Annotated in this window: 8 protein-coding genes and 1 pseudogene; 1 reads left to right on the top strand and 8 read right to left on the bottom strand. The window is 64.5% G+C overall.

From position 1 onward, the window contains the following. Positions 1 to 49: 49 nt before the first annotated feature. The gene (locus tag H276_RS0105525) at positions 50 to 1420 is read right to left on the bottom strand and encodes an MFS transporter (RefSeq protein ID WP_019970309.1); all 1371 of its coding nucleotides are present in this window, start codon (positions 1418 to 1420) and stop codon (positions 50 to 52) included. Between the two features lie 84 nt (positions 1421 to 1504). After that, on the bottom strand, positions 1505 to 3556 hold the full coding sequence (locus H276_RS0105520) for an NADH:flavin oxidoreductase (RefSeq protein WP_019970308.1): 2052 nt from the start codon (positions 3554 to 3556) through the stop codon (positions 1505 to 1507). A gap of 128 nt (positions 3557 to 3684) precedes the next feature. Between H276_RS0105520 and H276_RS0105515 the strand changes: the two genes are divergently transcribed. Continuing rightward, positions 3685 to 5313: a helix-turn-helix domain-containing protein gene (locus H276_RS0105515; RefSeq protein WP_019970307.1), complete on the top strand. Its 1629-nt coding sequence runs from the start codon at positions 3685 to 3687 to the stop codon at positions 5311 to 5313. Between the two features lie 81 nt (positions 5314 to 5394). On the opposite strand, the gene H276_RS23865 is transcribed toward H276_RS0105515, so the two are convergent. From H276_RS23865 to H276_RS22630, 6 genes and pseudogenes are all read right to left on the bottom strand, one after another. Next, entirely contained in the window at positions 5395 to 7062 is a 1668-nt protein-coding gene (locus H276_RS23865; RefSeq protein ID WP_255327459.1) for a helix-turn-helix domain-containing protein, read from the bottom strand. 35 nt (positions 7063 to 7097) lie between these two features. After that, on the bottom strand, positions 7098 to 8471 hold the full coding sequence (locus tag H276_RS0105505) for an L-serine ammonia-lyase (RefSeq protein ID WP_019970305.1): 1374 nt from the start codon (positions 8469 to 8471) through the stop codon (positions 7098 to 7100). Between the two features lie 34 nt (positions 8472 to 8505). Next, positions 8506 to 9810, bottom strand: a complete 1305-nt coding sequence (locus H276_RS0105500) for an FAD-binding oxidoreductase (protein ID WP_019970304.1) — start codon at positions 9808 to 9810, stop codon at positions 8506 to 8508. 35 nt (positions 9811 to 9845) lie between these two features. Beyond that, on the bottom strand, positions 9846 to 11060 hold the full coding sequence (gene fdhA / locus H276_RS0105495) for a formaldehyde dehydrogenase, glutathione-independent (RefSeq protein ID WP_019970303.1): 1215 nt from the start codon (positions 11058 to 11060) through the stop codon (positions 9846 to 9848). A gap of 42 nt (positions 11061 to 11102) precedes the next feature. After that, positions 11103 to 12212: a hybrid-cluster NAD(P)-dependent oxidoreductase gene (locus H276_RS0105490; RefSeq protein WP_019970302.1), complete on the bottom strand. Its 1110-nt coding sequence runs from the start codon at positions 12210 to 12212 to the stop codon at positions 11103 to 11105. After that, positions 12209 to 13505 (bottom strand): annotated as a pseudogene (locus tag H276_RS22630) (SRPBCC family protein). Before H276_RS22630 ends, H276_RS0105490 begins: the two are co-directional and overlap by 4 nt. Between the last annotated feature and the right edge of the window lie 219 nt (positions 13506 to 13724).

Below are 13724 nucleotides of genomic sequence, written 5' to 3'. Positions count from 1 at the left end.
GCCAGATCCGGATCAGGATCGACCCGGACCGGGCTGTTAGGACGAGCGCTCAGTGGCTGATATCACCGGCCAATTCACTCAGCGACTTACCGCTGGTCTCCGGGGCCAGGATCTGCGACACGATCGCGCCGACGAAGGCGACAACGCCCGCGAAGACCATCGTCCACGTGAAACCAAAGTGCTCCATCGAGAGCGGGATCAGGAACAGACCCGCAGCCGCGCCGAGGCGGCTGACCGCCGCCGCGAACCCGGTGCCTATCGCCCGGACCTCGGTCGGGAAGATCTCCGCCGGGTAGATCGTCGTCATCACGTTGTACATCGCGTTGACGAACGAGTACGCCAGGAAGAGGACCAGCATGATCATCGACAAGACGCCGACCTGGTCCACGGGAAGCACGAAACTACCCATGATCGCGATGAGGACCAGCAGCGCACCAGCAATCCATTGCGTCGGAACAGTCATGGTGCGACGCTTCCACCGGTCGATCATCAACATCGTGAAGATGACGCCCAACCAGGCGAAGACCGCCAGGATCACACCGCGCATCAAGCCCTCCATGCCGATATCGCCCAGCAGGCCGTCGGCAAAGGTCGCGATCGCGAAGTACGGGGTGACCGCACAGGCCCAGAAGATCGACATGAAGACCGTCGCCCGCCACACGGCCGGCGAGAACAGCATCTTGAAGCTGCCCTTCGGACCGCCGCTGGCGGCCTTCATCATGTCCGTCTGGTATTCGGTGTCGAGGTACTCGAAAACAAGCCCGTGTGCCTCCTCGGTTCTGCCCTGAGACCACAACCATCGGGGCGACTCGGGCAATCCGATCCGGCCGAGGAGCAGCCCGCCGGCGATGAACGTGCTGGTGCCCAGCGTGATCCGCCAGTCGACGCCGGCCTGGTCCATGAAGTAGCCGATGATGAACGCGATCATGAAGCCGCCGTACCAGGCGACCAGCGTCAGGCTCATCAGCTTGCCGCGCAGCCGGTTCGGCACGAACTCCGCGAGCATTGGCCAGCCGACCGCGTATTCGATACCGACGGCCAGACCCATCAACAGACGGACGATAAACAGTTGCGCCGGTCCGTCGACGAAGAACTGCAGTGCCGAGAAGACGGTGAACATCGCGAGGTCCCAGAACAGAATCGGCTTGCGACCCACCTTGTCGGCCAGCCAGCCGCCGATCGGGGAGCCGACGAGGATGCCGATCATCGCCGAGGCCGCCTCGAGGCCAATCCAGGCGGTGGTGAAACGGGCGTCTTGCTCGATGGTGTGAGCGACCGGGCCGATGATGCCGAGGATGTAGCCGTCGATGAACATACCGCCCACCAGCACGATGACCATCCGCTGCATGAACCGTCGCTTGCGCGCCAGAATCGCCGGGTTGTCGGAGAACTCGGTAAGGGCGCCGTCTTTCACGGACATGGGATGTGCTCCTCGGGAATCTGTGTGTAGGACATCGTTACTCCTTTTGCCTGGTGAAGGGTTCTTCTTCGGGAAGTCGTTGGGCTAGATCGCGCTGCACAGCCTCAGTGAGTCGAAAATCGCGGCGGGAATGTTGCGGCTGGCGACGGCGTCGCCCACCCGGTACAGCGCGTACTTGCCGTTGGGATTGGCGTCCGCAGGCTGCGGGCCGCGCGCGAGCAACTCCGGGATGGAGATCAGCCCGAGATTCACGGAGTTGTCTCGCAGCGCTGCGTACAACTCGGGGTCGGGCTCGGTTCCGTGCTCGATGATCACCGTGTCCACCATGCGTTCGTGCAGCGTCTTGGCCTCGTCGGTTTCGAGCCGAACCACCAGGCGGCCGTCCCGACGCTCGATCTCGACCAATCGCTGCAGCACCGTGGTCGACACATCGTGGTCGGCCATCATGGCGAAGTAGCCGACCGCCGGTGACGCGCCCACGTCCGACGAGGCGCTGCGTTCCGGTGTCACGTACTGCACCGATCCCGCGGTGCGGGTGAGCGCGTCGATGGCATCCAGCGCTTGGTGCCCACCGTGGTCGTCGTACACCAGCACATCGCCGCCTACCTTGCGGCCGCCGGCGATCACATCCCAGCTGTCGATGGCGTATTCGTCGCCCGGCACCCCGACGCGTCCGGACGGAGTTCCACCGTTGGCGAGGATCACCACCTGGGCGCCGTCAAAGGTGGAACCGAGATCGTCGACGTCGATGTAATGGTTGCGCACCAGTTTCACGCCGAGTCGTTTGCACTCGGCTACTCGCCAATCGATGATCCCGATCAAGTCGCGGCGGCGTTCGCTGATCGCGGCGAGCGCTACCTGCCCACCAAACCGGTCGCTCGCCTCGTAGAGGGTGACGTCGTGCCCGCGTTCGCCGAGCACGCGAGCGGCTTCCAACCCCGCCGGCCCACCGCCGACGACGATGCACTTCTTGCGGTCCGCCTCGGGCACCGATGAAATCCGCTGCGGCAGTTGCTCTTCCCGCCCGGTGGCCGGGTTGTGGACGCAGTTCGCCTGTCCGGAGGTGTAGATCGAGTCGATGCACAGGCTCGCCCCGACGCACGGGCGGATCTCGTCCACCCGGCCGGTCTGCGCCTTGATCGGAAGGTCCGGGTCTGCCATCAGGGGACGAACCATGCCGACCATGTCGAGCAGCCCCTCGGCGATGGCGAAGCGTGCGGTCGCCACGTCGGTGATCCGGCCGGCGTGCATCACCGGTTTGGTCAGCTGCTTTTTCACCCAGCCGGCGAACTCCAGATGGGGCGCCGACGGCGTGTACATCGGGGGGATCATCTTGGTCAGCGCGGCATCGGTGTCGACATTGCCGCGAGAGACCGAGAAGAAGTCGATGCCGGCGGCCTCGAAGGCCCGGCACATCGCGATACCTTCGTCGGGAAGGATGCCCTGGCCTCCCTTGCGCAGTTCGTCCAGCGACATGCGGATGCCGACGATGAAGTCATCCCCCACCGCCGCACGAATCGCGGCGAGCACCTCGAGCGGGAAGCGGAGGCGATTCTCCAAGCTTCCGCCGTACTGGTCGGTGCGGTGGTTGTGAAATGGCGAAAGAAACTCGTCCAGCAGGTGGCTGCTGTACGCGGCGATTTCGATCCCGTCGAGCCCGCCCGCTTTGCAGCGCTGCGCCGTCTCGGCGAACTCGCGCGCGATTCGGCGTAGGTCGCCTTCCTCGGCAACTCGGGAGAACGCCCGGTGTGCGGGTTCGCGGGTACCGGAGGAGGACACCGCCGGGACCCACTCCCCGGTGTAGTCCAGAATTCGGTGCCCCATGTGAGTCAACTGGGTCATCACCGCGGCGCCTTGCTCGTGGACGTCGTCGGCAAGTGCTTGCAGGAGCGGGACCGCCTCGTCGCGGTACAGCTCGAGGTTCCCGAAGGGGGGCGCACAGTCCGGGCTGACCAGCGCACTCCCGCCGATCATGGTCAGCGCGACCCCGCCGCGGGCCTTCTCCCGGTGGTACGCGCGGTAGCGATCCTTGGGGAGCCCGTCATCGCTATATGCCGGTTCATGCGAGGTGCTCACAATTCGATTTCTCAGGGTGAGATTCTTCAGCGTGAACGGCGAAAACAGCGGGTCGCCCATCCTGTCCTCCTAACTCCTCCTCGAAGTGGTGTAGATAGGGTGACGCGTTACGTGACACACATCACCCTTTTCTCGGACGCCGCTTACACTGAGTCAAAAGAAGGTGTGGAGTGACAGACGGGAAGTAAATGGTTGAGGGGCTTCGAACACTCACCCCCGCTGAGCGCGACGCCCTAACCCGCACCGCAACCTCGCGGAGCGAGGCGCACGGTCTGGTTACGCGCGCCCAGATCGTTCTCGACTGCGCATCGGGCGGCGTCGCCGAAGCCGCTCGTCGGAGTTCGGTCAGTCCGACGACCGCCACGAAATGGTGGCGCCGCTTCACCGAGCACGGGCTCGCGGGGTTGCACGACGCCCCGCGCACCGGCCGCCCATCGAGCGACGAAATCGACACGGTGCTGGAATATGCACTCTTTTCGCCACCGGAAGGCAACAAACGGTGGTCCACGCGTGCCATCGCCCAGGACGCCGGATTGAGCCAGGCGACGGTCAGCCGCATCCGGCGCCGCGTATTCGAACATCCAGACGCCGGCCATCAGCTGGTGGTCAGCAACGCGGCGGGAATCCTGAGCTATGTCGAGGTAGGCCCAAGTGGATGTGTTCTCGGCTTCTCTCATGGAACCGGAACTCGGCCCACCTCCGCCCCCGGTGCGGCCTTGTTAGATGCCGTCGAGACCATTTTCTGCGCCGCGCTACTGACGCACCCGTTTGTCGGCCATCCGCCACGGCCGTCCGCGGCACAAGCTCCAGCGCGGCAAGGAGTTTCGATGAGCCTCTCGGCCTTGCTGGAAAGGGCCGCGGGCGCACTGTCCACCGGGGTGTCGCCAACATTGTTGGTTGACACCGAGTTGGATTCGGGCGCTGGGCGCTGGCTGCGCCGCCATCCTGAGTTCACCGTGCGCGTCCTGACCCGGGAGGCATGGTTCGCCGCGGTTCATCGGATTGCCGATGAACTCGATCCCCGGCAAACCGCCGAACTGCAGACCGTCCAGGAGCGAATACGCGCGGCACGCGCACAGGACGCCGACAGATTCAGCTGGGTCCGGTCCGCAGACCACGGACCCAGCACGAGTGCGGTACCAATCCCGACTGCGCCCGCGGACCCGGTATCCGGCGACCTCGGACTCGCCATGGTCGCACTGTGCACTGCGATCAGCGGTGGCGAGTTGCGTCCCGGGGACGAGATTCCTCCGCGCACCATCTCGCGTCGCACCGGGCTTACGCCCACCCGGGTCAGCGAGACGCTCAGCTGGTTCGCTTCCGAGGCGCTGCTCGACCGCCGCAATGGCCGGTACTGGATTCCCATGCCGAGTGCGCGCGACATCATCGAGACCTATACCGCGCGCGGCCTTCTCGGCACCGCAATCGCACGGCGTCTCGCCGATCCCGCGACCGTCTTGCCCCCAGCGCTCGACGCTTACCTGGATCGTCTGCGGGTCTGCCACGAAATGCACCTGACGCACGACGCCTACATGATCGACTTGGATTTCCAGAACGAACTGGCACGCTGCGCGAATATGCCCCGGATCGGTTCGATGTTTGTCCAGCTCTCACTTCAGCTGCGACTGTTTGTCACCGTCATCGGTTTGGACTACCAGTACCCCACCGACGAGATCGTCACCGACGGTCGCCGCTTGGTACTCGCATGCCAGGAAAACGATGCCGAGGCGGCGGTCGCCGCGTGGCGGCAGAAGACCGACAACTGCGCGCGCCACATGCTCCGCTTCCTCGACGCGATGGCCAGCCGGACCAAGTAGGCGGCCCGTTCGGGATAGGCGCGGCCGATCGTCTGGACTATGACCAGGCGGAAGCCGCCGCGCACCGAGGCTCAGGGCTGATTATCGCGCGGCATTGAGAACGACTCCTGCGAAGACCGGCTCGGGACCAACCGGTCTCCGGCCATGCCCTACGTTCAAGCACGCCGTCATGTGGCGGACGGCAGAGTCAAACTTCCGCCGCCACGCTATTAACGCTGCGTCGACGTCCCCGGCCTCGAGCGCGACGACCAGCGCCTCTGCGTCTTTGACGATCTCATCGATTGGATAGCTGTAATCAAGCCCAATCGTGTGGATGAACATATGTATCTGCAGGGACAGCCGTTCGAATATCCCCACCATCCGCGACAAGTTGGACGCGCCGGCCAGGCTGTCTTGAAATGCCAGGTCGATGACGTATGCCTCATGCGCAAGCCCAGCTTCGCAACACCGCGTCAACCTCGTCAGAAGACTGCGGGTCGATTGCGGCAGCGGCAGACGGCCCAATGCTATTCGCCGCACCATTCCGGTCCCGAGCAGCACGCGCGCCGTGTACGTCTCGGTGATGTCCTCGACGCTCGGTGAAGGAATCACGTACTGCCACTCACGGCGATCGATTACGAGGTCTTCCGCAAGCTGCGTAAGGGCCTCGATCACCCGGCTTCGGTTCATACCGGTCCGACGGGCAAGCATCCGATCAGAAATCAGATCGTTCGGACGCAGTTCTCCAGTTCTCAGCAGGGAACAGATGCCTTCGACGACGACGACTCGATCGTTACGTGGCCGATAGCGCGCTCCGCTGACTTGGCCACCTCCCATCCGTCCCGTCACTGAGCGTGCGTCGGCTGTTCCGGGCTCCGATCGGATCCAGGTGAACTCACGTCGACCATCCCGCCGAGCCGCCCACACATTCCGCTGCACCATCTGCAGTTCGGACACCTGACGGGGGTCCAGAGTGTCAGCAGTTCCGCACACCGCCTCATGCCACAGTGCCGGACTCACGGACTGGACCGTGAAATCTGGGTGCTGTGTCAACCACGCACGGCTGCTCTCATCAAGAGGCTGATCGATGATGAGCGTGACGCTCGTCCCGGGCCGGATCTTGTCGGCGGCGCGACGCAGAAGACCATTCGCCCGCCACGCCCCTTCTCCCGCAACATATCCGGTGTGCGGCCGCTGAAGCAGTGCAGCACACGAGATGGTCTCTATCACTTCTGCCAGGACTTCCGGATGGCTCGTGCTATCGAGAGTGCCGGGAACGCGTGCGAAGCCGAGAGCACATCCGTACGAATGCACATCAACATAGACAAGGACCGCGGTCGATGCATCCGGGATGAGGCGGCGATTCGGCCGAGGAAAGAATCGACGCCGGATACGACTGACGGTGGCCTGGCTCATACCCACTTCGGTGGCAACCATTCGCGTCGACCACCTTTGCGCTGGGCTAGGCGGCTCCCGAAGCGCGCAGTCGAGCACCGCCGCGACGTCGTCCTCTGCGGCCGGTGGACGCCCGTTTCTCGCACTGTCCCGGAGCCCGTCGACACCACCCTCACTGAAACGCCGCCACCACTTCGCAGCGGTCTGTGCGCTAACGCCAGATCGCCGGGCGGCCGCTGCGAATCCTTCTGCGGCACAGTCCAATACAATCTGCGCCCGGATCGCTACCCCATGCGGTTCGGTCCGCGACCGCGCTGTCCGGGCCAGCGTCTTCTGTTCGTAGGGGGTTAGAGGGCGGAGCTTCTCCCCCAGCATCACCGAATCGATTGCGCACGCCGCCTTTTGCTCCATCAGCACTCCACGATGTTCAGAGCCAGTCCGCCGCGGGCGGTCTCCTTGTACTTGTCTTGCATGTCAGCGCCTGTCTCACGCATCGTCTTGATCGCCTTGTCGAGCGAGACGTGGTGCATTCCGTCGCCGCGCACCGCAAGTTGCGCAGCCGCAATCGCCTTCACCGACGCAATCGCGTTACGCTCGATGCACGGAATCTGAACTAACCCGCCTACCGGATCGCAGGTAAGCCCGAGGTTGTGCTCAATGCCTATCTCTGCGGCATTTTCCACCTGCTCAGGCGTGCCGCCGAGGACCTCCGCGAGGCCGGCGGCGGCCATCGAGCACGCCGCGCCGACCTCGCCCTGGCACCCGACCTCAGCGCCTGATATCGACGCGTTCGCCTTGAACAGCCATCCGACCGCCCCGGCGGCAAGGAGAAACCTCACCACTTCGTCGTCACCGAATGGGACGACGAACCGTTCGCAGAAGTGCAGGACCGCGGGAACGATGCCGGCCGCACCGTTGGTGGGGGCCGTGACGACACGGCCCCCAGCGGCGTTCTCCTCATTGACCGCCAGCGCGTACAGGGTGACCCATTCCATTGCGTGCAATGGATCACTGTCCGACGACGCGTGTTCGAGCCTAGCCCGCAGCTCAGCCGCCCGGCGTCGCACTTTCAGACCACCCGGGAGCACACCGGCAGTCCTGGACCCCCGTTCGACGCATTCGCGCATCACCGCCCAGATTTCCAGCAGTCCCGCGCGGACCTCGGCCTCCGACCGCCAGGCCAGCTCATTAGCTAGGACGATGCCGCTGATTGAGAGGCGCTCGTCACGCGCGATGCGCACAAGTTCGTCACCCGTGCGGAATGGATACTTCACCGGAGTCGAATCGGGAACCAGGACTGCCTCACCGGTCTCATCGCGGTCTACGACGAAACCTCCACCAACGGAGTAGTAATCCCGCTGGAGCAGCTCCGCACCGTCGGCGCCGTAGGCGGTGAACACCATCCCGTTGCTGTGGAAGTCGAGGTTTCGATTCCGGTAGAGGACGACATCGTCATCAGGAGAAAATGTGACCCGGTGTGTGCCTCCCAGATGGATTGCGTGCTCTGCGCGCACCGCCTCGGCCTTCGGTCCAGCGTCGACCGGGTCGACCAGGTGTGGCTCTTCGCCCATCAGCCCGAGAATCACCGCTTTGACGCTGCCGTGTCCGTGACCGGTGGCGCCGAGAGACCCGAAGAGCTCGCACCGCACTCGTGCGACGCGAGCCAGCAGGCCCGTGTCGGCAAGCAGCGCCACGAAGAGATGCGCCGCCCGCATCGGACCGACCGTGTGCGAACTCGACGGCCCGATGCCGACCTTGAAGAGGTCGAATACGGAGATTGCCACGCGAGGATCCCTCCTGGATCGCCAGACCAGCGGGCTAGCCCATCACCGTGCCGGTCGAATCCGGGTTGAACGGCCGCTTCCTGGAAAACGCGCCGATATTCATATCCAGACCGGTGTGCTCGCCGATGTGATGCACTGGATCGTTGTCGTGGTCGGCGCCGTTCTCGACCGCTGTGATGAGCGTGTTCATCAATCGTCCGACCAGCGGAGCGGTTTTGAACTGGTTGCCGCTGGTGCCTATCGCGACATAGAAACCGGGCTGATCGGTCTTGTCGTAGATCGGCGCCCAGTCAGACGAGACGTCGTAGACACCGGCGATCCCGCGGGCCTGGCTCGGAACGGTGATTTCGGGCAGGCGACGGGCGGCACGCATGACCTGGCGTTCGAACTGCGCCGCCGTCCGGTTGAGGTTGGCCGAATCAGGATCTCCGATCCACTCGAGGGGGTCGCACTCCGGTTCGGTTCCGCCCACCAGGAAGCCTCCTCCCGGCTCGGGTCGCATGTATATCCCGAGATCGAGGTCGCCGATCGCCGATCCGAGTCCGCCTTCGGGGTTGTATCCGGGAGGTGCGCTGACGTGCGCGACCTCCTGGCGCAGCGCTCGCACCGTAACGGTGAAGTCGCCGCCGACACCCGCGAGCTCATTCAGCGCGCCGGACCATGGCCCGGCGGCGTTCACCACAACCGGCGCCTCGATGGTCTCGCCACGATCGGTCTCGATCTTCCAGAGGTCATCGTCTCGGGTGGCCGCGACGACCTTGGTCCGGTACGAGAACTGCGCTCCGAAGGCGACGGCGGCATCCGCCATGTTCGCCGCGGCGAGACGCGGGTCGTCCACGAAGCCGCCATCCGGGGTGAACAGCGCGCCGATCGAGCCCTGGGCGTCATCGAAGAAGTGTTCGTCTTCGATTGCCTTCGGCGGAAAGTACTGGCCGACGTCCATCGTGGGGATTCGGGCGGCCAGAGCTTCCGCGTCGAGATGCTCGTAGGGCACCCCACACAGGTCGAAGAGTTTCATCGCCCGCTCTGCCGGGGCGAGCTCGGTGTCCAGGAAGGTCCACCCGCACTGGTAGAAGCGCGCAAGGGGCTCCGCCACCTTTCCGCCAAGGTGTTCGGACCATTCGCGCCAGCAGTGCGCGGCCTCCCATGCGGTGGCGACGCCGTCCATCGTCGAGTAGTTGAAGCGGACGATGGCACTGGACGCGCTGGTCGACCCGTGACCCGCGCCGGGCCCCTTGTCCAGGACCCGGACGGAACGGCCGGAGCGGGCCAATTCCAGGGCGATTGAGCTGCCGATCACGCCGGCGCCGATAACGAGGGCGTCGTAATTCTGTGCCATGGGCGGTATTCCTATTCCTTTTCGAATCGGAGCGGTCAGGCGACGGCGCCGTGCGGGTCGATGACGAACTTCTTGGCGACACCACTGTCGAACTCGGCGTATCCGGCAGGCGCGTCATCCAGCGAGATCACCGTCGCGTTGACCGCCTTGGCGATCGAAACCTTTTCGCGCAGAACGGCATTCATCAACTTCCGGTGGTACCGCATGACGGGGCACTGGCCAGTGGCGAAGGACAGCGACTTCGCCCAGCCCGTTCCCAGGCTCAGCGAGAGCGCGCCCTGCTGTGCCGCCGCGTCGACGCCACCGGGGTCTGCCGTCACGTACAGCCCAGGGATGCCGATGCCGCCGCCGGCCGTGGTGATGTCCATCAGCGAATTGAGCACTGTCGCCGGCGCCTCGTGACCGGCGTCGTGCCCGTGACCGCGGGCTTCGAATCCGACCGCGTCCACGCCGCAGTCCACCTCGGGCACACCGAGGATCTCCTCGATCTGGTCGGCGGGGTCGCCCTTTGAGACGTCGACGGTCTCGCAGCCGAACGAGCGCGCCTGCGCGAGACGATCCTCGTTCATGTCCGCGACGATCACGGCAGATGCCCCCAGCAGTTGAGCACTGACTGCGGCGGCCAACCCAACCGGACCGGCACCCGCGATGTACGCCGCGGAGCCTGGTCCCACCCCGGCGGTGACCGCTCCGTGGAAGCCGGTCGGGAAGATGTCCGAGAGCATCGTCAGATCGAGAATTTTCTCCATCGCCCGGTCGCGATCGGGGAATCTGAGCAGGTTGAAATCCGCGTACGGAGCCATGACGTATTCGGCCTGCCCGCCGACCCAGCCACCCATGTCGACGTAGCCGTAGGCGGAGCCGGGGCGGTCGGGGTTCACATTGAGACAGATTCCGGTCTGCCCGATCTTGCAGTTCTGGCAGCGCCCGCAGGCGATGTTGAAGGGGACCGAGCAGAGGTCGCCGACCTTGAGGAACTCGACGTCACGACCGACCTCGACGATCTCACCGGTGATCTCGTGCCCGAGGACCAGGCCTTCGGGAGCAGTCGTACGGCCGCGAACCATGTGCTGGTCGCTACCGCAGATGTTGGTGGTGACCACCTTCAAGATGACGCCGTGCTCACACTTGCGACCGACGTTCGCCGGGTGAACACCCGGTCCGTCCGCCAGTTCCAGCTTCGGGAACGGGATCTCCGAGACGCGGACTTCGCCAGGTCCGACGTAGGTTACTGCACGATTTGCAGTCATTGGTTCCTCTTTTTTTCGTGATGGTTGGGGATAATCGACGACTCAGGCGTCGACGATCAGATCTGTCTTGGGGACGGAGCAGCAGAGCAGGATTTTTCCCTGCGCGATCTCCTTGGGCCGGACACCACCGTTGTGCTGCATATCGACGTCACCGGATACGAGCTGGACCTTGCAGGTGCCGCACAGGCCCTGCCCGCACGAGGAGGCGAGGTTCATTCCCGCCGCGGTGGCCGCCTCGAGAACGAATCCACCGGAGGGAACCTCGATTCGCCGGCCGCTCTTGGCGAACTCCACCGAGAATCCGGTCGCCGCCGCGCCCGGATCTCCGACGGCCGGTTCCGCAGTGGCGGCGACCAGCTCTTCGATGACAAAGCTCTCCTGGTGGTGCCGCCCCATGTCGAAACCAGCGTCGTCGAGGATCTGCGCGACGGCCGCCATGTACGGGCCCGGTCCGCACACGAAAATCTCCCGCTCGCGGAAGTCCCGGCAGATCTGGGACAGTGCCTCGGCAGTGATTCGCCCCCGCAGCCCATGCCAACTTTCGGTCGGGGAGTCCGCCTCGCAGATATGCGCAACGCGAACGTTTTCCGATTGGGCGGCGATATCGTCGAGCTCGCGCCGAAAGACGATGTCAGCCGGGGTGCGTGCGCTGTGTACGAACACTGCGTCGACGTCGGCCGAGAGGTCGTGCAGCGTCCGCAGCATGGACATCACCGGGGTGATTCCACTGCCACCGGACAGAAAAAGGAACTTCTTGGCCGGGTGATAGGCGTAGGTGAACTGCCCGAGCGGCCCCCGCGCCTTGACGATATCGCCAGGCTGCAGGTTGTCGTGCAGCCAGTTCGAGACGGGACCACCCGGCACCCGCTTGACGGTGATCGAGATCGTGTACGGCCGGGTGGGTGACGACGAGATGGTGTAGCAGCGGTCGATCTCCTGGCCGTCGATCTCCAAACCGATCGTCATGAACTGCCCCGGCAGGTACTCGAATCTGCGCGGCTCGACCGCCTCGAACACGAAGCTCGTCACATCGTGCGTGATCGCGCTTCGCCGCCGGCAGACGAGCGCGGCGTCGACCTCGTCGTCCCAGACCGGCCGCATGTCCCAGCCGGTGATCGCTTCGGCTACGCCCGGCGTGCTCAGCGCTGTCATTCTCCGAGGTGCTCCCGGATGCGCTGGATGTACCAGTTGACGAACGCGTCGACCTGATACTCAGACGGCGCGTAAGGCCCGGGCACGTAGGCGGGGCTCAGGATTCCCTGGTGTGCGCGCGCGACGAAGGTGCCGTCCTGCTGGTTGGTGGCGCTCCACGCCCAGGTCAGTTCATCGAGGTGGTAATCGACACCCTCGACGGCATCCGGATGGACAAGCCAGGTGGTGCGCAGGAGGGTCTGGTCCGGCGCTATCGGGACCACCGAGAAGGTGATCGCATGGTCGGCCATGAAGTGGCACCAAAAATTCGGCTGCACGTGCATCGAATTCCGCCCCAGCCGCGCGACCGGGAAATCTGCCATCAGCTTCCTGACTGCCGCAGTACCGTCCGGGGTGAAGGACTCGCCGGCCTTCTCCAGCGGCTCACGCATGATGCGGAATCCGGTGGGCCGGGTGTCGAGTTCCTCGATCTCCGCATAGGGCAGCGCCAACTCGTTACAGGTGTCCTCCAGATCCTTGATCGCGGCGAGATACCGGTCGCGCGCCGGGATGAGGCGAGCGGGAATGTCATCGAGGTCGAATCCGTAGACGGGGAAGTACGACTCCAACAGTTCCGGGTGGCCGCCGGCGCAGTGGTAGCACTCCCGGTTGTTCTCCATGGTGAGCTTCCAGTTGCCGTGCTCGATCAGGTCCATCTGCTTGGCGACCTTGGCCTCACCGAGCCGATGAGGCGCGAGATACGGCTCGACGATCCCGACGACCTCGTCGAAATCAGCGGGCGTCTCGTCGCTGACACAGATGAAGATCAACCCGGCGACAGAGCGAACGTTGACCGCCCGCAGCCCGAAGCAACTCGGATCGAAGGCCTCTGCCTGGGAGTCCGCGAACACGAGCGAGCCGTCCATGCCGTACGTCCATTGGTGGTAGCCGCAAACGATCCGGCCGACCGAGCCGCACGCGTCGTTGAGGATGCGGGGCGCCTCGGTGGCGACAGACATTGTGGTAGGCCACCACGTTCTCATCGTCATCGCGCGCAACGATGATGGAGTATCGACCCATGTCGATGACCACGTAATCGCCCGCCTCTGGAATCTCGGCTTCGTTCGCCACGAATATCCAGGACTTCGCGAAAATCGCATCGATGTCAAGGTCGAACCATTCCTGCGAGATATAGAACGGCGCCTCCAAGCTCATCCCCGGCTCGCGTCGGGCAGCAAGGACTCGCGGGTCTACCGAGGCTGAGGCGCGAGCGGCGTCAGGATTGAACGGGGGGGTCTGCGCGGGAGCACTCATTGTCGTCTCCTAGGTCCCGGTGATGGGGTGCATGGATCTGCCCGAGCGGTCGTCCGCAAGTGGCTGAGTTGTCTCGGGCGAGGCTGGCTGAACCTTGCCCAAGAGTTCCGCATCGTGGTACATAACCGCAATGCGGACCATAATCATGGTCCCGTCAAAGGTGTGGCGTCAAGCACATTTCGGAAATTTGTGATGGCGCGTCACGCCACACAACGATCG

This window comes from Mycobacterium sp. 141 (assembly GCF_000382405.1).
GTDB lineage: Bacteria > Actinomycetota > Actinomycetes > Mycobacteriales > Mycobacteriaceae > Mycobacterium.
Note: the sequence above shows the minus strand (reverse complement) of the source record. Positions and strands in the feature narration are given on the sequence as shown.